Origin of the sequence: Mucilaginibacter sp. 3215 (assembly GCF_050433785.1) — a bacterium.
In the GTDB taxonomy this organism is placed as follows: Bacteria; Bacteroidota; Bacteroidia; order Sphingobacteriales; family Sphingobacteriaceae; genus Mucilaginibacter.
In genome coordinates this window covers 553,630-576,174 of the sequence record NZ_JBNPWO010000002.1, presented here as the reverse complement: position 1 = coordinate 576,174, position 22,545 = coordinate 553,630, and the positions used below count along the sequence as shown (strand labels likewise).

At 43.2% G+C, this 22,545-nt stretch carries 8 protein-coding genes; 5 read left to right on the top strand and 3 right to left on the bottom strand.

Annotated features, from left to right (window positions below; translation table 11 throughout):
- The first annotated feature begins 117 nt into the window (after positions 1-117).
- Positions 118-2,700, top strand: a complete 2,583-nt coding sequence (locus tag ABIC84_RS06025; RefSeq protein ID WP_429262982.1) for a TIM-barrel domain-containing protein — start codon at positions 118-120, stop codon at positions 2,698-2,700.
- A gap of 454 nt (positions 2,701-3,154) precedes the next feature.
- Here ABIC84_RS06025 and ABIC84_RS06020 read toward each other — a convergent pair whose 3' ends face one another.
- The 3 genes from ABIC84_RS06020 to ABIC84_RS06010 all read right to left on the bottom strand — a co-directional run bounded on the left by ABIC84_RS06020 (position 3,155) and on the right by ABIC84_RS06010 (position 11,206).
- Positions 3,155-5,548 (bottom strand): DUF5686 family protein, encoded by a 2,394-nt coding sequence (locus tag ABIC84_RS06020; protein WP_429262981.1) that lies wholly within the window; start codon positions 5,546-5,548, stop codon positions 3,155-3,157.
- A gap of 463 nt (positions 5,549-6,011) precedes the next feature.
- Positions 6,012-8,285 carry a tetratricopeptide repeat-containing sensor histidine kinase gene (locus tag ABIC84_RS06015; RefSeq protein WP_429262980.1) on the bottom strand — a complete coding sequence of 758 codons (2,274 nt, stop codon included), beginning with the start codon at positions 8,283-8,285 and terminating at the stop codon, positions 6,012-6,014.
- Between the two features lie 572 nt (positions 8,286-8,857).
- Positions 8,858-11,206 (bottom strand): PAS domain S-box protein, encoded by a 2,349-nt coding sequence (locus ABIC84_RS06010; RefSeq protein ID WP_429262979.1) that lies wholly within the window; start codon positions 11,204-11,206, stop codon positions 8,858-8,860.
- 242 nt (positions 11,207-11,448) lie between these two features.
- On the opposite strand from ABIC84_RS06010, the gene ABIC84_RS06005 reads away from it, so the two are divergent.
- From ABIC84_RS06005 to ABIC84_RS05990, 4 genes are all read left to right on the top strand, one after another.
- On the top strand, positions 11,449-13,761 hold the full coding sequence (locus ABIC84_RS06005; RefSeq protein ID WP_429262978.1) for a PAS domain S-box protein: 2,313 nt from the start codon (positions 11,449-11,451) through the stop codon (positions 13,759-13,761).
- Between the two features lie 488 nt (positions 13,762-14,249).
- Positions 14,250-20,234 carry a DUF2341 domain-containing protein gene (locus ABIC84_RS06000; protein WP_429262977.1) on the top strand — a complete coding sequence of 1,995 codons (5,985 nt, stop codon included), beginning with the start codon at positions 14,250-14,252 and terminating at the stop codon, positions 20,232-20,234.
- The gene (locus ABIC84_RS05995) at positions 20,231-20,464 is read left to right on the top strand and encodes a hypothetical protein (protein ID WP_429262976.1); all 234 of its coding nucleotides are present in this window, start codon (positions 20,231-20,233) and stop codon (positions 20,462-20,464) included. Before ABIC84_RS06000 ends, ABIC84_RS05995 begins: the two co-directional genes overlap by 4 nt.
- 208 nt (positions 20,465-20,672) lie before the next feature.
- On the top strand, positions 20,673-22,526 hold the full coding sequence (locus ABIC84_RS05990) for a tetratricopeptide repeat-containing sensor histidine kinase (protein WP_429262975.1): 1,854 nt from the start codon (positions 20,673-20,675) through the stop codon (positions 22,524-22,526).
- Positions 22,527-22,545 lie beyond the last annotated feature (19 nt).

Below are 22,545 nucleotides of genomic sequence, written 5' to 3'. Positions count from 1 at the left end.
TATAATTACCCTCATTTTCTTTTAATATCAGATAGCACCAGGAGTTTTTAACCCTGCTGGGTGTACTGTGTCCGCACACTTAGGTTTTCCCTTAATCAAAATTTTAATATTCATTACATGATCGTCACCTACAAACTAAAATTAAACACAATATGCAGCGCGATAGCTTTTGCCTTTGTACTGCTCACAACCAAAACTTATGCACAGAGCGGTAATCAGTTAACGCCCGATACCAGGGCCGTTGTGCAATTGGGCAATGCCCGCTTTACAGTGCTTACCGATCAAATGATCAGGTTGCAATGGGGCGAATTGGGCGGCTACGATAACAGGGCATCGTTAGTTGTTGTTAACCGCAAATTACCTGTTCCCGCTTTTACTACACACAATCAGGACAATTGGTTTTACTTGAAAACCAACAAGATCGAACTCGCTTATAAAATGAACTCGGGTGCGTTTGATAGTACCAATCTTAAAATTCGCTATTTAAATACGGATACCATTGCCTGGAAACCTGGGCAAAAACAGAAATTTAATTTAAAAGGAACCTTCCGAACCCTTGATGGGCAGGATGGTGAAATGAACCTGTACAGCAATCAAAAACTGCAACTGGAAGATGGCATACTTTCAAGGGATGGCTGGTTTCTTCTTGACGATTCGCAATCTTTAAGACTAGATAATTCTGATTGGCCATGGGTAACCACTCCCGGCGCGCCAAAATTAGATTGGTATTTTCTGGGCTATGGCAATGATTACAAATCGGCCCTGTTGGATTTTAGCAAAATAGCAGGCCGGGTACCTATGTTGCCGCGCTACGTGTTTGGCTACTGGTGGTCAAGATATTGGAGTTATTCGGATAATGAACTGCGGGAATTGGTTCAAAACCTTAAACGTTTTGATGTGCCTACAGATGTTTTGGTAATAGATATGGACTGGCATACCAAAGGGTGGACGGGCTACACCTGGAATAAAAACCTTTTTCCAAATCCTGATGGTTTTTTGAAGTGGACAAAAGAAAATCACCTGAAAACAACTTTAAATCTTCATCCGGCAGATGGTATCCAACCAACCGAAGAACGTTATAAAGATTTTACCTCATACATGAAAGCTGATACTTCAAAAAAACAATCTGTTCCGTTTGAAGCATCAAACAAGGCTTTTATGCGCGGCTTATTTGATATTGTTTTAAGGCCGATTGAAAAAGCGGGAGTTAACTTTTGGTGGCTGGACTGGCAACAATGGCCAAACGATAATAAAATACCGCAACTAAGTAACACATGGTGGCTTAATTACACCTTTTTTACCGACAAGGCCAGACATGGCGAAACGAGACCATTACTATATCACCGTTGGGGTGGCCTTGGTAATCACCGCTACCAGATCGGGTTTTCGGGAGATACTTTCATGTCGTGGGAATCATTAGCCTACGAGCCTTATTTTACCAGCACCGCATCTAATGTTTTGTACAGCTACTGGAGCCATGATATCGGCGGGCATATTCTAAAAGGCAATGAGAAAGGCGTGGAGCCTGAGCTTTATACACGCTGGTTACAATACGGTGGCTTTAGCCCGATAATGCGCACGCACTCAACCAAAAACGCAGCTATAAAAAAGGAGATCTGGAATTTTGCTCCCGAATATGCCACGGCTCAGCACGATGCTATCAGGCTGCGCTACGCGCTTGTACCCTACATCTACACCATGTCGAGAAAAACTTTCGAAACAGGTATCGGGCTTTGCCGGCCAATGTATTATGATTATGAGAAGCAGCCGGAAGCCTACAGCTATAAAGAAGAATACATGTTTGGCGACAATATGCTGATCAGGCCGGTTACAACACCATCTAGAGACGGTTTCGCTACTGTTAAGGTTTGGTTGCCCAAGGGAAATGATTGGTACGAGTGGCACACCGGTACGTTGCTAAAGGGAGGCCAGGAGCTTGAACGCTCTTTCTCCATTAACGAGTATCCGGTGTATATAAAAGCAGGTTCGATTATACCAATGTACAATGATCAGATACAAAACCTGGATAAGAACCCAAATGGTATTACGCTTGGCATATTTCCGGGTGATGGCGGTAAATTTCAAATTTACGAGGATAGCGGAAACGATAAAAATTATGAAGGTCAATTCGCCAAAACGAACATAAAATCACAAATTAACGGCAACGAGCAGATCGTGAATATTGCTCCTGCTGTTGGAAGTTATCAAGGTATGGCCAAACGGAAAAAGTTTACATTAAAGCTATTTGGCACCCAACCGCCGACAAAGATATTGGTAGACGGTAAGCCTCTGCAATTTAACCCCGATAGCCACGATGGCAGCTGGAATTATGATGGGAGTAACCTTTGTTTAAATGTTTTTCTTCCGGATCAAAATAGCAGGGTTGCCAGGCAAATACGCATAGCCTATAACAAGATTCCCGGATCCTTGGCTGCGGCTGGACTCGTAGAGAAATTTAAACGCCTAACCATGATAACAGCAGTATTGAAAAGTACCGATAACGGCAACGAAGGAATGTACATACCGAAAAATCTGGGTATAGCGGAGGAAACTAATCGTTTACTGAGCTATTATCCAATAAATTTTGAGAAGTATTTAAAACAGTTTGAGACATCTTATAAACTTATACCAGACGAAATCAGATCGCTTAAGCAGATAGGAGAGCTGGAAAGGAGTAAGTTTATAAAGCTACTCCCTTAATTGTAAATAATCAACCCGCAAATATTAGCTGTTTTAACCGGCAGTTTAGATTGTTAGGATTTAAAATGTGGTTCAAGCAAAAACTGCTAAGACATTTTAAATCGGCCTCAATCATTAAATAAAGCAGATAATCGCCTCTGGTCATCGATAAATTGGTTCCTGTGGACGACGGGTTTGAGTACCGAGCCGGGATGAAAGCTTTTCGCAGTTTTTATCCCGGCTTTTTTTTTCCTAACTTATTGTTAGTGTGGTGAATTAAAAATGCCGCCGAGCTAATTTGACTGGTTATTACAGCTTTTTCTAAATTCTTCCATTTTTTTGGAAAAACCGAACCAAGTTTAAATAGCATATTTAGCCGCAACAATGCTCCGTCTATAATTTCGGCGTTATCAGCTGTTCGGTGTTATTTTCCTTCAAAGTTTTTAACCCCGCTTCAATTTAAGTTTCATTGGTTTTAAAATTCAGGCTGGAAACTGAATTTGATGCTGAAGACGCGTGCGCCGGGTTGGTCAAGATAATTGCAACGGCGAATAAGGTCGATCCGCAAAAATTTGAAAATATTGGCTATCCCGGCCCCGACTTCAACATACGGTGCGCTGCCAAGGGTGTAAGTGCCGTTGGAGCTTTTGGTTGCAGCAGGTAAGCGATAAAGGCCTGTGCTTTGCGCCGGATCATTTTCGGCACGCAAGCCACCGTACAATATTTTGGCAGAGATGAATTCCCGCCATTTTAGATGCTTGATTAGTGGGACTTTGTTTAGCAGGAAGCCGTTAAAGGTGTGCGTAAGGTTAAGACCAACGTAATGATCGCTTACAAATTCAAGATAGTTCATGGCATTATAAGCATCTCGCTTGTAAGCGAGCGATTGATTGGCAGGGCTGATATTGAGCAAGGGAAAAGGCACTTTGCCCAGCACATAGCCGCCGAGCAGGGTAACATCGGTAAAGCCGGCCTGAGAGAGATAAAAGCGCTTATAAATGTTAATTCCAAAGTCGGTATATGCATACTTGCCACCAAGGCTACGGTTAATAAGAAGGTCATAAATAGGATAAGGGTTATGGATACTATGCCGCGTGCGGCTGCCCTGAATAAGCTCTTCATGCGGCGCATAGCGCAAGTGAAGATTTAACTCGCTGGTAGTTAAATTGTTCACCAAACTGCCATCATCATTTTTTTGATAAACCAGTGCTGCAGCCGGTGTTTGCTGCCAGTTTTTATAACCCAGAATGTACGAGAAATGATTTTCGAAATCACGAAAATATTGTAGCTCAAATATTCTACTATATAGCCAATAGTTGGTTTTCCCGGTTTGAAAAGATGAGAATGCTGTAGCACGGTTGGTTACCGAAAAAGTATGACCAGGTACATCTACATCATATAAATAGCTTACCTTAAAATAATTATTAGGAAAACGGTAGGGCGCTGTTTTATTTAATGAAAGATAAGCAATCGCATTCCCTTTTACCCGATGGTCTTTAGTGCCATAAGCACCGTATCCCTCAAAATAAAAGGTGCTATCCAACAATGGAGTAGTTCGTCCGCCCAATTCCAAATGCAGGCCTTCCTGGCTATTAAAAGATAAAAAATGTGCAATTGGTCCGATTTGGACTGGGCCGGTATCGGCATAGCCCGCTGTAAGTGTAGACAGCCACCACATTGTTCTTTTGTAAGACGGCATCTGTTCCAGTTTGTACAACTTTTCGTAAACCTGCGCCTGGCCTTTGCTAAGCGTATCAAAACCAGCTTTGCCCGTAGCCACCTGTAAAGTCTCACCCTGGTAAAATGCAGCAGTCTGCGGCGCACCGATTTTGTAGTTACGATATATCACCTTACGCTCACCAAATACACCCCAGCCTTTTTTAGTCAGCCCAAAATCTGCCTTAACCCTACTGCTGGCCAGTTCATACCGACCGCCAGTTTGCCGGGCAAAATCTAACAGTACGTCAAAGCTTCTTACGAAATTTACATTGATCTTTCCATTTAGCCTTAATTCACAAGCGGTTACTGAAAAACGCCCGTCCAACGTCACAACCAACTTGCCCTCAAATAATAGATCTCCTTTTGTACGTGGCGTAAAAGCGAGTTCTACCTGTTTACCCATAGCCGTGCTAATCGTATCTGTAATAAAAAACTTATAATAATTTGGCGCATGATCCGCTATAGGGCTCAAAAACTGGTTAGCTATAATAAATAGGTTATTCTCATAGATATCCACCTGATGACCATACAATTGGTTTACATAAAGTTTAACCCCCGCGGTATCGATAAACTGCAATATGTTAACGCCTTTATAGGCTCTCTGTATCTGTACTTTCTTCTCCGGCTCCTTTCGAAAATAAATGTCCGACAGCTTTTCTTCCAGCAACACTGGCAAAAAAGTTTGCCCCTGCACCGTATCCAACATAAACTTATATTGGCTAAAAAATTTACTCTCAACCACTTTCTGCGGTAAATTAAAAAAAGATAGCCCCATTCGTTCATACTGTTCATATTGCAAATAAGCTGCAGCCTCTGCCCGGTTCTCCTGCTTATGATCGATCACTTGCTGAATGAGCGCGACTGCCGGATTTCCTTTGTTGCGATAACGCTGCCCTCTCGCCGAGGTTATCGTTACATTTGCCAGCTCATGGGCATCCCGTTCAAGCAATACTTGTAATTTATTCGCTTGCCCAGGTACAATTACTTTGACGGTGGGTAAATAACCAACATGCGAAAATGCTACCTGTGTAAACGTTACTGCTCCGGCCAGCCGAAACCGCCCCAGCGAATCTGCCTGTGTGCCAATATTGCTACCTGCAAAAGTCACTGAAACCGATGCAAGGGGCTCACCACTAGACGCATCTACCACTTGCCCTGTTACTAACGTCTGCGCTGCGGCCCATAAGCCTGATATTGAAAAACATATCAAAAAACAAAGACGCAAACGCATGATTAATTAACCATTTCTGTGAAAATATGTTTTTGCCTTAAAAAGCATTTAGATAGTGTTCGCCTTCTTTTTCGACCTAACAAGCTAACGAGGCAGCCAAATCTTTAACGTTTTACTTCAAGTTTTAGGAAGCCACAGCAAATTGGCAAAGAGGGGGCAGTAATAATGGTTTACCCACTGGTTCGAACCAACTACGTCAAGGAGTACAATTTTAGGAAAGTTGTCAATTTTATTGACAAAAATAATAAAAGGATTGCGCTGTAAAAAACGGTCAACCCGAAAAGCTTTTGATTAAAAGAAGCTTATCTTTCATTGTGATACGTAAATATTTATGTACAATCTACGATTTTGCCTGGCTGAGAGATGTTTAATTAACGATGTACTATGAATAATTCTTTTCTACAAAGGCCTCTTCTCGGTTTTGTTCAACAGGAAAGGTTATCATTAAGGTAACGCCATGGCCATTTTCAATTACAAATTTCCCTTTTAACTGCTTGCCAAGCGCTTTCATCATTTCCATCCCCAGGGAATTTGCTTCACTAAAGTCAAAGTCGGGAGGGAGGCCGCGCCCGGTATCAGATACCTTTAAAATTGCGTTTTCGTCATCTGACGTTGACAGGCTCACCATGATCTCGCCGCCTTTGTGATCAAAAGCATATTTTATAGCATTCGTGATGGCTTCGTTTAATATTAGCCCGATGGGTACCGCGAGGACCGGATCAAGGTTAAGTGGATTTAATACCTGTTTTATTTTGATCTGCCTGTAACCTGTATCGAACGAATCGCTCAGGTAATCGATCAATTCGCCGATATAAGCGGGCATAGATACAAGGGCAGTGGTTGTACTGCTATAGAGTTTCTGGTGTAAAAGCGCAATGGCGTTTACCCGGTGCTGACTGCCGCGAATTGCTTCAAGCGCGATATCGTTTTGTAAATAAGCCGACTGTGTGTTCAGAATGCTCATCACAATTTGCAGGTTGTTTTTTACCCGGTGATGTACTTCTTTCAACAACCATTCCTTTTGCAGCAGCAGATCTTCCAGCAGAACGTTTTTGGAAGTGATCACTTCGTTGCTTTTTTGTTTATGTACGTTTTGCCTGAATAATAAAGCCGCTATGACCAGCAATAAAAATATGGCGCCGATAGTAAGGTTTTTAACCAGGTTGGCCTGCTGTAAATTAGCCTGCTCAAGCTTGCTCTTTTGGTTTAAAAGTGTAATTTGTGCTTCTTTTTGCCGGGTTTCATACTCAATTTGCAACTGCTCAATCTGTTTGCTTTTGGTGGTATTAAATATCGAGTCTTTGATGGTATTGGCTGATATAAGATGATGAATAGCCGACTGATACTGTCTCCGGCTGGTATCCAGGCCAAACCAAAGAGTTTCATTGGTGCCAAGGTCATTGTCATTGCCAATCTTCCTCAATAGGTCCCGGTTCATTTTTAGATATTTTAACGCTTCGGCAAACCTTGCTGTTGCGGTGTAAAACTTAATGATCAGTTCATAATAGCTGGTCCGGGCATATAAATTGAGGTTGGGATTGTTGGTTTGTTGTATCAGCTTGTCGCAGTAAAGTTTAGCCGTATCATACTGTTTTAATGCCAGGTAAATTTTAAGATAGGTTTGACTTACCTCATCGCCTCCTTCATATAGTTTCCCGGAGGGATGCACAAATTTTTGAGTCACCTGTGTTAAAAAGGCTTTGGCTTTTTGGGGCTGATGCATCCGGAGGTAAACATCAACTATATTGCCTGCCAGCAGGTATATGGTTGCATTATCTTTCTCTGATTTAGCAATTTCCAAAGCACGTGAAAAATAATTGATGGCCTTTTGATTATCGCCAAGCTTTACAAAATCGTAGCCCAGGTTATTGTTGATCTGGCATATTAACCTCACATTGTCCGCGTGGCTTGCAGTAGCAATTTTCAGGGCCTTTAGTTCATAGCTTATGGCTGTTTTATAGTCGCCCTGGGTATAATATAGCCTTCCTAATAACGCGTAAAGCCCCTGGGTTTCGGTATAGTGCGCCTGGTCATAAAAGGCTAATGCCTTTTTAGTTTCGGCAAAAGCAAGGGTATAATCATTCATCATCTGGTGAAGGTCGGCTAATAACCGATAACACCGGGCAAGTTCAACCAGTTGGTTTGTACGTTCAAAAGCACCGACGGCCAGGTTCAAGTAATGAATCCGGGAAATCATGGTTTGCTGCAAAAAATCTTGACTGTAATATTCAGATAGTTCAAAATAAGCTTTACCAAGCAGCGCCCAGTTATGTGCCTGCTTAATTTGCTGTGTGGTTTGTTCAAGCAATGCGCGGCCGTTTTTGGATTGGCCGTTCGATTTGTAAAATGCCGAATGTATTAATGCAATACGAAAGTTGGTTTCAGCCTGTGGAGATCGGCGATTAAGCTGTTCGGCCTGGTTAATAAAATGAGAAGCACTATCCAATTGTGCAGGGGATGGGCGGCGCAGATGGGTAAAAAACTCCGCCAGTTGAAGTACAATGTTGATCCGGCTGGTGGCAGAACCCGGGAAGCTTTTTTGCGAAAGCAAAGAATCAACATGGCGCCTGGTAATTTCCTGCGCGTTTGCTGAAATGGCCAAAAGAAAGCACAGGATAATCAGTTTGCATTTTCGTATCGTGGCAGCTCGTTTCATCTTTGGTTGGGAGCCTGTCTGCATCAATCTTTTTTTAAATTTAGGTATATTCAAGTACATCTGCTAATTTAAAAGCTATACTTGTGTTATGTAATTTATTAGTATTCAGTTGTTTTAAATCTTTGTTAAAAGGAATAATTAGCAACATCGAAAAGAAATAGCATTAAAAACATTAGCAAGGCTATATCAGCATTCACAGAATCTTTAATATATTTTATCCGGTATAAATATATCCGTATTTGATAGATCGTCATTGATCAGGATGCTGCAGCTCAGCACATTTCTTTTAATTGTTGAGTGATGGCCGGTAATTTGTACCAAACAGGTGCCACAGCTCCCCATCCCGCAGCACAACCCAAAGCCCGGAATTGCCAATTTATCAGATATGGCGACATTAAACTATGATTTTGCCCGGGGAGCGTGTGGATGCGTTCGCTATTGCCCAGGTAATTTAAAGTAAACAGAATAGTATTTTTTCGGGCATTGTATACTTCTTTAAACTTTAACGATGCAATAGGTAAATTAATAAAACAATCGCCGGTTACCCTTAATGCCCGGAATGATGATCAATTTTAAGCCAGCGGTAAACTGAAGTGAAAAACAGATCCTGTACCGCTTTCGCTTTCTGCCCAGATCTGTCCTTCGTGCCGACGAATGATCTCGGCACTTAAATAAAGCCCTATACCGAAACCTGAAATATGACGAGTTTGGTTGCTTTCAACCCGGTAGTAACGGTCAAAGATCCTGGGCAGGTCCTGGGCATTGACCCCCATCCCCTCATCTTTTATGCTAACCTGGGCAAAGCCATTGACCGGAGCGCATTTCACTTCAATCTTTCTGCGTTTAGGCGAGTATTTGACGGCGTTGCTAATCAGGTTGGAAATCACCGATCCGATTTTTTCCCTGTCAGCATTAACCTGCACGTGATTACTGATATCAATGTGAATAATATGAGTGGAAACAGTGAGTCCGTATTCCTCTACAACCTCCCTGATCAGCAGGTCCAGATCAAATAATTCTTTATTAATGGCGATTTTACCCGATTCCAGGCGCGATATATTCAGGAATCCGTTGATCATGCTGCTCATCCTCTTCGCCTGTATCTCCGCCTTTTCCATAGCGCCCGCGAGAAAATTATCAGGATTATTTTTCAATTTGAGGTTAGCTACCTGGATCAGCGCCATCAGCGAGGTTAACGGGGTTTTAAGCTCATGGCTCACCATGCCTATAAAATCATTTTTTCGGAGCTCGTCCTGTTTCTGTTCTGAAATATCCCTGGCGATCTTGGAAACCCCGGTAATTTTTCCGTGTTTATCACGTATAGGCGAAATGGTTAGGGATACGTCCAGGATACGACCTCCGTTCGCCAGTCTTTTTGTCTCAAAATGTTCCATGCGCTCCCCGTTTTTTAAGCGGGTTATGATCTGCGGTTCTTCATCCTGCCGATCTTCCGGAACCAACTTAAGAATAGACTGTCCTATCATTTCGGAGGCCGGGTAACCGAAGATCCTTTCTGCCGATTTGTTCCAGCTGGTGATCGTTCCCTCCAGCGATTTGCCTATTATCGCATCATCTGATGATTCTACGATGGCGGCCAGTTTGGCACTGCGTTCCTCTGCTTTTTTCTGATCGGATATGTCAAGCGCGATCACCAGCCCGGCATAAACCATTCCCCGTTCATCTGTTAATGGTACAAAATCTACCTGCAGATCATGACCGCCGGTACTTTTAAGTTCGGTCCTTATCTGTTCACCATTCAACATCCGCTTATAGTATTCCCTGGTTATGGCATATCGCTCCGGAGAGTTCAGTTCGGCCATGTGTAAACCTGCATAACTATCTTCGTGGTACCCTAATTTTTGCATCAGGGCACCTTCCATGGTTATCAGGTTATGTTCCCTGTCAATAACGAGGACCAGCGAGCGGGGAATATTGACGGCGATAGAACGGAATAACTGCTCCTTCTTTTGTATTTCGTCCCTGCTTCTTTGCAGTTCTTCATTGCTTGCCAGCATTTCTTCGTTTGATGCTGCAAGTTCTTCGTTAATTGCGGTAAGTTCCTCATTAAGCGCTTGTGTTTCTTCTTCGCTTTCTGCAAGGGATTTGGTGCGTGCAGCAACCAGTTCCTCCAACGATCCGTTGATCCGTGAAAGGGCCTGTTGCGCCTCTAAAAGCTGACCATTGATAGAGATGAGTTCTTCGTTTGCTGTGCTGATCTCTTCATTAGCCGCAGTAAGCTCCTCATTAAAAGCCGCGGTCTCCTGTTCTTTGACCTCCAGTTCCCGCTGCAGGCGTTCTTTTACCTTCACATCGCGAATTGCACTGATATATGATAATGAGGCGATCACAACGGCGAGTATGAGCATTACGATTATGGCTGCCGGAGCAACAAAGGTATAACGTTCCAAAACCGCCCTGCGTTCATCCAAGAGTTTGCGTTCGGTATCTTCTGCATGGTCAATGGCAAGGCGCAATGCATCCATGGCAGATCTGCCTTCTTCCAGATCGGCTGTGGAAACAACCTGATGATGTTGCTTTTTTGAAACAAGTTGCTCCAGAATGGCCATTCGCCGGGTTAGGATCGCTTGAATGCTTGCCAGGTTGGGTTGCTGCAGGGCATTACCGGAGGTTAAGGCACTTACCTCATTAATCAGGCGCTGTGTTTTGAGATAGGCACCCTTATAAGGGCCCAAGAAGGCGGTCTTGCCGGTAAGCAGAAAGCCACGCTGCCCTGTTTCTGCATCTTTCATCCATGAAATAGCTTGTTCAAGCTTCTGGATAACCAGCGTACTGTGCCCAACAGCTTTATTGCTGTTTAGCAAATTATTAATCGTATTATAAGAAAAAAAGCCCACGATCAGCAGGGTCAATATCGAAAACCCGTAGCCGAGCTGTAAATTGCGGGTAAAGTTCAGTCGCATAGAGATACCGGGTATCAATGGTTTAAGGGGTATGCAATAATTATGTTTTTTACGAAAAAAACCAAAGGGATGGTTTGGCGCTACCGGTAATAAATGCCGAAGGTAACATAGATGTTACAATTATTGTTGGGTCTGCTATTTATACAACGCTTTAATTTTAACTCAGAGGCTTAATTTTTTTAATTGGTAACTTACTAATTAACAATAACGTTTAACAACTTTATTGATTTTACTGACTATATATGAGAAAAGGGGCGTTTGGAATTGCCTTTGCTTATTTGTTGATTAGCCTGTTGTGGATCATGTTCAGTGACCGGCTATTGTTTTATTTCGAAGGAATACTTAGCCCCAACCAATACCTGTGGCTGAGTTTGGGAAAGGGGTGCTTGTTTGTGGTGGTTACAGCGATTGCTCTTTACGCGTTGATCAGGTCAGAAGAGCAAAGGTTGAAACAGAGCGAAAAGCAATACCGGAGCATGTATGAATCCAATCCAAACCCAATGTGGATTTACGAGCCGGGGACACTCCGTTTCATTTCGGTAAACGATGCCGCAATTGCGGTTTATGGCTACAGTGCGGAAGAGTTCAGGCAACGGACAATATTGGATATCAGACCTTTGGAAGACCGAGATAACGTGATTGCTTCATCAGAGCGGGTGGACAGTAAGCTCAATGATAGCGGTACCTGGCGTCACATTAAAAAGGACGGGCAACTGATTTATGTAAATATTACCTCGCATAAGATCTGGTTCAATAAAAAGCCCCATATCATGGTTATGATACGTGATATGACCGAACGGGTGGCATTTGAGCAGGCTCTTGAAAAAGTAAACCAGGAGCTTTTAGAAGAAAAACACAAGCTCAGTGAAACCCAGTTGTTGTCGCGGGTGGCCGGGTGGGAATTCTACCCCCGTGAAAACAAGCTGATATGGTCAGACGAAGTTTATCGCATTGCGGGTTTGAAACGGGATGAGCGCGAAGCTTTCGATATTTATGTACATCACATTTTTCCGGAAGACCGGCCGATGATGATCAACGCTTTGCATGAACTGATCAGTACCGGTAAACAACTTGATATAACGCACCGCATTACTGCGCTGGATGGTACAACCCGTTACATCCGGCAGCTTGCCCGCGTAGAAAGCACCGGGGAGCAGGAACTTAAGATAGCGGGTTCGCTACAGGATATTACTGAGCTTAAACAACTGGAAATGGAGCGTAACCGCTACCAGTACAGCTTTGAGCATACCCTCAACAGTATCACCGATTGCTTTTTTGAGCTCGACCGCCAAATGAAGATAACCCGGATAAACGACATCTTTCGGGAGATGGTTAAAACAGACAGAAGCCAGATTATTGGTGCAAGTATTTTTGAGTTTTTTCCTAAAGCCGAAAATAAGTTTTATCATGTTTACCATAAAGCGCTTGAAGAAAGGGTTATTGTGAGGCACGAAGATTACTCGGTTATCCTGCAGCGCTGGCTCAGGATGGCTGCTTATCCTACTGATGAAGGTGTTGCCGTATACTTCGCCGACATTACCGAAGACAGGCTTAAAGACGAACGGTTAAAAGAAGCAGTTGAACGTTACGAACTGGTGGCCCAGGCTACCAGGGATGTTGTTTATGATCTTAATATTGTTGAAAACAAACTGATATACAATACAAGCCTTACGCATTTGGTGCAAATACCGCTCGACGAAATCAGTTATGAGTTGGAATGGTGGCGGTCACTGATCCATCCGGATGATATGGAAGAGGTAGTGAGCAGCCAGGAAAGGATCAGCCGTGCCGGTTTTACCAACTGGGAATGCGAATACCGGCTCAATTGCGGTAAAGGTGAATATAAATACGTGATGGACCAGGGGTATTTTATTTATAACGACCAAAAGCAACCGATACGACTGATAGGGGCGGTAAGAGATATTGATGCCCTTAAACGCAGCACCCAGGAAAATAAGCGGCTGGCACGCATCATCAAACAGGTAAATAATATGGTGCTTATTACCGATGATCTGCGAAGGGTACAATGGGTAAATAATGCGTTTGTAGAGCTGACCGGCTACGCTATGGAAGAAGTGGTAAATAAAATGCCGGGTGATTTTTTGACAGATCCCGATGACCCGGTGATCCAAACGTTAATAAGAAAACAACAGGCCAGGGAAGCTTTTGGTATAGATACGATCATTTATACCAAAAACAGAACCCCGGTTTGGGTATCAGCCCAGTTAACCCCGGCATATGATGAAGATAACGCTTTTCAGGGATACATCATCGTTTGTCAGGATATAACTTACCGTAAAGAAAAAGAAGAAGAGGTTAACAGGCAGAACCGTTTACTCCGTGAGATTGCGTGGATAAGCTCGCATGAGATCAGGCGGCCTGTGGCAACTATGCTCGGATTGGTGAACTTGCTGGATATGGCAGAAGACGAGAGCGAGCGAAGAGAGATCTTTTCAAAACTCCGCGAATGCGCCCGGGAAATGGATAGTATGGTGCATGAGATTCACCGTCGCATTGAAGCGGAAAAAGTCATGCAAATTGCGCGCGATCTTTAAACAGTTAATTTAATGGTTAGCATAAAGACTTAGTAAAAATTTAACATTACGGCATTTATCGTTTTAGCGAAAACCTGCCTGAATAAAATTAGCGACAGGGGCGGCTTTTTTTAGCTTTACCCCCCGCTATACCGTAACTGGAATTTTCCGGTTATTTCGCTTTTTAGGCTCCTTACCGGGTTTGTTAACGCTGCTTTTATCTTCTGTAAGCTAACCGTAAAATAACAATCTTTGAAAATAAAGGCGATTTCTGTTCGCCAGTCATCAGGCAATAAAGCCGAAGTCTTTCCGCTGCTTATTTTCCTGCGCGTCTATCGAATGATTAGCTTTCATATTATTAAGCATATGTTTAAGTGTTGATCTCGTGCCTATAATACTTTGCTCAAATAGCTGATTTTCTGTAAATAACTAAACCAATTGTTTTGACTGGTCGTATAAAGGTGGGATATTATTAAAGATATTATTTAATAACGTTTTTACCTGTGAATATGAGAGGGCGTCATGCTTACTTTTTACTATCGGTTGTTTTAATATTGCTGGGGAATAACATTTTTGCCGCGATTCCGGTCATTACCTATACTTCATCCAATGTCTATACAGTTGGCACAGCCATTACTACCCTGACACCTACGGTTACTAACGGCGTTAGCGCGATAGGTTATAGCGCGGCTACGGCGCTTACGGGCGCTACCTTAAATAATCCCCGCGGTGTAGCTATCGATGCAGCCGGCAATATTTATGTGACCAATACGGGTAACAATACCATCAGTAAGTATAATTCAAGCGGTACCTACCAGGGGACCTTCGGTACCGGCGCTACCATGTCTCTCCCTAAAGACCTGGTTTTTGACTCATCGGGTAACGCTTACGTATTAAACCTTGGCGCCACTCCGGGCACGGGGAGCGTATATAAATATAATTCAAGCGGTGTATACCAGTCAACCATACTCAGCGGCTTAAATTATGCTTTGGGAATGACCATCGACAATTCGAATAACATTTACATCGCCGATCAGGGTGCCGTTACGGTGCAAAAATACAACACCAGCGGTACACTGTTACTATCGCTGCCCACTACTAATTTAAGCACTCCTCTTGGAGTAGCTGTGGATGCATCCGGTAATATTTACGTGTTAAATAACGGCACCGGGAACGTAACAAAATATAACTCGGCCGGAACATTTCAATCTATTTTTCTTAGCGGGTATACATCAGCGCAAGCCATAACCATTGATGGCGCCGGAAATTTTTATGTGGGCGACAATGCAGCTACCAATACAGTTTATGTTTACAATCAAAGCAGTACCTTACTTACCAGTAAAGCCCTTACAGATCCTGAAGGGATTGCTATTGACAGTAAAGGCGTACTGTATACCTCGGCTTATTATGCCAACCAGATGAATAAATCTACCCCAACGGGTGGCTTTTTCCTGAGCGGATCCTTACCTGCCGGCTTAAGCTTTAATAGTTCAACAGGCAGCATCAGCGGTACCCCGACAGCAGCGATGGCCGCCACCAACTATACTGTAACGGGCTATAATGCCAGTGGTGCAGGTACCAGTAATACATTTTCTATTACGGTTAACCCTACAACACCTACAGGTACGGGCGGCTCAACATGCGGTTCGGGCACCGTAACGCTTTCAGCTTCAGGAAGCTCCCCGTCGGGCGGGGTATATAACTGGTATGCAGCTCTTACCGGCGGCTCATCTTTAGGAACGGGCTCAACCTTTACTACACCAACCCTAACAACAACTACCACTTATTATGTAAGCTACACTCAAAACGGGGCAACAAGCACGCCACGCATCGCCGTAACTGCAACTGTAAATGCCAAACCTGTTATATCAACTGCACCCACTACGGGTAGTTTATATCTTTCCTATCCTTTTACCGGCAATGCCAATGATGGCTCCGGTAACTTAAATAGCGGAATACCTCAGAATGCTCCCACACTTACTACTGATCGTTATGGAGCAGCAAGCAGCGCCTATAGTTTTAATGGTTCAAGTCAGTACATGGCTACTTCCAGCCTTATACTAATTAGTCCGCAAACTTTTTCTATCAGTGTGTGGTTTAAAACAAGTTCGGCAGGAGGTAAGCTGGTCGGTTTCGGTTCGTCAGAATTTGGGTCAAGCTCAGGTATCTTGGGTTACGATCGTCATATTTATATGAATAGCAGCGGACAACTATACTTTGGGGTTAAACCTGGCAGTACATATAATACAATAAACACTACTGCATCCTATGCTGATGGTGCATGGCACCATGCAGTTGTAACTATGTCATCTACTAATGGGGCCAACCTGTATGTAGATGGTGCACTGCAGGCCAGTGACCCTACGATGACATCAGCAGGAGCTTACACAGGTTATTGGCGGGTTGCTTATGACAATTTAGCAAGTTGGCCGGGTGCACCATCCAGTTATTATTTTAACGGCTCATTGGATGACATAGCTGTTTATCAAACAGAGTTAACTGCGGCTCAAGTGTATACATTATACGGTGCAGGCAGCGCCCCGGTTTGTTCAGGGGGCACGCTTACTTTCCAGGCCAATACAGTAAGCGGCGCTACCTACTCCTGGTCGGGGCCGGGCAGCTTTACATCTGCCTCTCAAAATCCTACCATCAGCAATGTTACATCAGCAAATGCGGGCACTTATGTACTTACTGTAACCGGTTCAAATGGCTGTACCTCGCAATTAAATGTAACCGCGGTTGTAAATGCACTCCCTTCAACAGCATTTACAGCGACGTCTTCGGTAAATATTAACTCAAACGCAACTGTCACTTATACAGGGACTGACCCCTCAACTTCAACTTATAGTTGGGATTTTAGTGGAGGCACACCCTCAACCGGTACCGGGCAAGGACCGTTTTCGGTACAATGGACTACGCCCGGAACAAAAACAATTACTTTGACTGTAACCAATGCTACGGGCTGCTCGTCGTCATCAACACAAAATGTAACTGTAAGCCTGGGTACCTATGGTAATTATGCTTTTGGTGAAACCATCACATTAAATACAACCTCGCTTGGCATCACATCAAATCTTACCAATTTTCCGGCATTACTCAGCATACAGGATAATAACCTGATTATTTCAAATGCCTGTGCGGATAAGGTGCAAAATCCCAACGGTCCCAATTACGATTTTGCATTTGTAAGTGGCGGCAGCGAGTTGTATTACCAGGTTGAAAGCTATAACCAAACCACTGGAACGCTGCTGGTCTGGGTACAAATACCTACTTTAACTTATGCTACCAACAATATCATATCTTTTTATTACGGTTCAAAATCACCTACGGTAACACACAATACGGCATTTTTTGCAAATACCTGGGCAAGTAATTACCTGGCAGTATTTCATTTTAATGAATCGAGCTATACGGGTTCGGTTGCTGATGGTACCGCGGGAGGGCATACGGGCACCTCCAGCGGGATGACCTCGGCAGACCTTGTTACCGGTAAAATCGGTACGGCTTACAGCTTTAACGGATCAAGTAAAAAAATTACAACCAATGCCGTATCTGTTACAGGCCCCTTCACCTTATCTGCCTGGGTTAAATTAGGGGCTACAGGCCTGGATCAAAAAGTAATGACAAACCAGGACGCCACAGGAGGGCTTAGCGGCGGCTATAAAATGGGAATCTATACTAATAACATCCCTGAATCGGAATCGGGTATCGCAACAAACCGGCTCAGTATCCCCAACCCAACGGCTTTTGCCAGCGGCGCATGGCATTATATACAAAGTGTTTATACAGGTACGACCCTCAGTACATACGTTGATGGAACACAATATAAAATATTAACTACTATCAATAATCCTTCGGCTAATACAAGCTTTTATATTGGAGTAGGAGAAGGGGGGAACAGCTATTATTTTAACGGGGTAATTGATGAACCACGCGTTTCCAATGTTGCAAAAACGGCCGATTGGCTTAAGGCAGAATATGTAAATCAAAATAACCCGGTAACGTTTACTACTGTTGGTACAACCTCTGTTAATGTCACTAATGCTGCGAGTATACCAGGCGCGCTAACCTATACTTATAAAGGCGTTACTGGGACTTATACCGATGCCAGCAACTGGGATAACACCACCGCTGGTACCACCAACCAGGCACCTGCCTTTGACGGTACAGCTACTTTAATTATCCCTACAGGAAAAAGTATTACAATTAACTCTGATGCCTCGGTATACGGGTTAACACTAAGCGGTACGGCTTCAATAAGCCTTCAGGCAAATTTAAGCGTTGGATGTAATATCTATAACCAGGGCACCGGAAAAATAGATTGGAATAATTTAAACACATCAAAGATAACCTGGAATGGGACCAGTGCCGCCCAAAGCTACAATGGTGCAGCTTCTACAGGGTATGCGCATGTAGGCACTATGGAGGTGAATAATTCGGCAGGTGGAACAATAACGGTTAATAGTGATACACTTGATATTTACAGCGAGCTCAAAATTACCAAGGGGAACCTGGCGGTTGCCTCCGGGGCCATTATGGTACTCAAAAGCAGTGTATCTCAAACGGCCTCTGTCGATCCTATCCCTACGGGGTACAGTATTACAGGAACAGTATATGCAGAACGTTATTTCAAGGCCGGGACTATTGCTACCAACACCCGCAATTACCGGCTTCTGTCTTCCCCGGTAAATACCACTACAGGTGCCTATAACCTTAGTTATCTGAACGCCAATTCAGGCAATTTCACCGGGGTTTTTGTTGCCGGCCCAACCGGGACGGCGGGTGGATTTACTGTCACCAACGCCGCCTCGACGGTTTATTTATACAAAGAGAACCTGCCTGCAAGCAGCACTACTTTTAACTCCGGAAATTTTAAGGGCTTAACAGACATTTCGGGTAACACCATATCTTATTATACCGGCACAGGCACCACCACTGCAACAACAACACTTCCGGTAGGTAACGGCTACATGTTATATTATGCCGGAAATAATGTTAACAATGTTACCTCAACAACAGCACTGAATAAACAATACCGCTTTGGCGGAAGCTATATTGACCCGGATGCTTCAACGATGGTAGCTGTCGGTACGTTAAACCAGGGCAGCATCCCGGTAAAACTATGGTGGAACAGCAGCAGCACCACTTTAAGTAAAGCACAAACCGGTTATAACCTGGTAGGCAACCCATATGCCTCTTCTATTGATTGGGATACGTTTTCGCAAAGCAGTTCAACAAACGGTATTTACGGCCCCGGTGTATCTGCTACCATATATGTTTTCAATTATACCAATAAAAATTATGGTACTTATACCGCTTTGATCCCGGGGGGCATTGGCACCAATAATGCAACCCGTTACATTGCAAGCGGGCAGGGCTTTTTTGTGCAGGCTACTACAACCTCGGCTTCATTGACTTTTAATGAAGCAGCCAAAACAACGGTGCAACCCAGCTCCTTGGGGAGCACCCTTTATATGTTGATGAGCAAAAAAAGCCAGGCATTAGCCAGGCCCCAGTTAATGCGGGTGAAACTCTCATCTGATTCGGTTAATACGGATGAGATCATGGTATTATTTGATCCCGGATCCAAAAACGAATATGAGCCTTTTTATGATTCAGACCGGTTAAACGGGATTGGAAATGTTTCGACACTGGCCAGTTACGGATACAGGAGTCCAAATATGCTCGCCATTAACAGGATGAATGTTATAGATTCCACTACCCGGGTTAAGTTATTTGTGAATGTTAATAATTCGGCAACCACTGATACAATTTCCGGCTCGGGGTTTGAATCGCTTGATTCAAGATATGACATATATCTGCTTGATCATTATAAAAAAGATTCTTTGCTTTTCAGCCAGTATAAACGTTATCCGTTCAATATCAACAAAACAGATACAACCAGCTACGGTGCAAACAGGTTCGAAATCGTATTTCATAAAAAAAGTTCATTAAACTACCGGTTGCTGAGTTTTGAGGCAAGCCCGGTTAAAGACGGTATTCAGTTAACCTGGAAAACTGAGCATGAAGGAAACTTGTCCGGCTTTACACTGCAAAGGCAGGACGGCTCTAAGGAATTTGTTCTTTTAACATCTATGTTAAGCAATGGCAGCGGGTCTTACACTTATATAGACAGGTTCCCGTCAGAAGGAACCAATTACTACCGCTTGCAGCAAAATGATGCTTTTAATACGATCAGCTATAGCAAAATAGTAGCGGTAAGCTTCAATGCACCTGGCATTATTAATGAGCAGATTACACTTTATCCTAATCCGGTTAACAGCGAACTTTATATTAAGATCAATAGAAATGCACCAGACAGGGTGATGCTTAAAGTAACCGGTATAACCGGCCAGGTAATGTTTTACCGGGAAACGGATGGCAATAATATACAACAGAACGTAGGCAGTCTGCTGCCCGGAAACTACATTGTTGAGATTTCGGACAAGTCAACCAAAAGGCTGATTGGGATTAAAAAATTTAATAAAAAATGAAATCTTACCTCTGCAAAACAATCTACCGGGTCAGTAAGATATTATTGACCTTGTACCTGGTTATCAGCCCCATTTTGCTGTTTGCCGATGATCCGGGCGCACCGTGTGATGACAGCGACCCGCTGGATAATAATTGTCCGCTGGATACCTGGACTATTTATATATTCATATTAGTTCTTATTCTTACTGCAATCCGCCTGCACAAAAAGCAACATGCCTTCGGTCGTTAACACGCAGGGGGGATATTGAGCATGTCATAAAGTGTCAGGGAATAAACCATTATATAAACATTTAGAAAACATATCAATGTTCGGCTTGGCAACGATTAGTAAACTTCGTTTATATACGCTGTGTGTTATTATGCATGGTATCCTGGCTTGCTGTGGATTTACGATTGTGGGCGCGTCACCCTGCCAGGCCCAGGTTAACAGCATAAATATGCAAATTAAAAACCTTGATAAAGCAAAGCACGACACCGACAGGGTAAAGATCTATTACGCTATTTCAAGGTTGTATTGGAGCAAAAATGCAGACAGCGCATTGTTCATGGCGCAAAAATCCCTTGAACTTGCCAAAAGGATCAATTTTGAAAAAGGCATTGCCCTGGCATATCTTGCAGAAGGGGTAGCTCTTGGATACAAAGGAAGATGGCCCGAAGCCCTCAATAGTCATTTACAGTGCCTGCGCATTAGTGAAAAACTGGGCATGGAAGGCTTAAGCGGAAACGAATACAATAATATCGCCGGCCTGTACACCTCTATGGAGGATTATTCAAAAGCGCTTTATTATAACCAGCAAGCTTACAACATAGCCCTGAAGCAAAATGACTCCGCACATGAAGGCACTTTCAGCCCATTGGTAAATATTGGCGAAATATTTAAGAAAAAAGGAAAACCCGATTCGGCTATTGCCTATAATTCAAAAGCGTTAGCCATAGCTCAACGAATAAAGAACCCCATCTATATAGCCGCCACCATGTATAATATCGCCGAAAATTATATTACAAAGAAAAATTACCGGCTGGCCGAAGATTATTTAAACAAGGCGCTTGATATCGCGCAAAAAGCAGGTGATGATGAAGATGTTGCATACTGTCATGGCGGGCTGGCACTTACATCTTATTATACAGGTAAATACAACTCCAGTACACTTTATGCACAAAAAGCTCTTGAAGAAAGCAAGAGGTCCGGCATTGTTGAGCTTATTCAAACTGCCTATAACGTATTGTACTTAACCCTTAAAAAAACAGGTAATTATAAACAGGCGCTGTATTATCGTAACCTTGAAGTGGCTTTGAACGATAGTTTGAAAACCGAACAACGACTGAAAACTATCAAAAATATGCAGTCTGTTTACGAGCTGGAAAAAAAGGAACAGCAAATTGATTTGCTGAATAAAAATAAAATTATAGGTCAGAAAGAACTGGAGAAAGTGAGCCTGAAGCGGGATATTTTAACTGCGGGCACCATACTTTTAGTATTGCTCGCTTTTATCCTGCTCAGAAATTACATGCAAAAAAAGAAGCTCAGTGAGCAACTGGCTCTGCAAAATAAAAACATATCTGAGCAAAATCTTCACCTCGAAGAACTTGTACACGTAAAGGACCGCCTGTTTTCAATTATCGGGCACGATTTAAGGGGACCGATCCATACCATCAGCCATATGATGGATATTGTAAAGGAAAAAAGCCTGTCGGAAGAAGAAAGCGATTACTGGATTGAAAAGATAGATGAGACCCTGATTATAACCTCCAGCTTGGTTGAAAACCTGCTATACTGGGCAAAAAGCCAGTTAGACGGAATCCAACTTAACCCTGCCGGTTTTGATCTGCGAAAGCTAATTGATCAAAATGTTATGCTGCTGAAACAACGGGCCGCTGAAAAGAAAGTGGTAATAACAAGTGAGGAGATGGCTGAGCCCGTGATGGTATTCGGAGACGAAACTATGATTGATATTGTGATCAGGAACTTATTGGAGAATGCCGTAAAGTTTTCAAAAGCGGGTGATCATGTTACCGTAACCGCGGAAAAAAGCGAGGCTTTTGCGATATTGAAGATTCGGGACAACGGGAAAGGTATCCCTGAAGAAGCACAATCAAAAATATTTAACAAATATACCTCATATACTACTTTTGGTACAGCCAGTGAAAAAGGAAGCGGTCTTGGGCTGTTATTATGTAAAGAGCTTGTGGAAAGAAACAATGGCACCATATGGTTTGAAAGTAAAGCCGGGATCGGAAGTACGTTCTGTTTTACTGTGCCAATAGAAAACGAAGAGTTGGTTGCTGTTTAAGGCGGCTTTAAACAGGTCA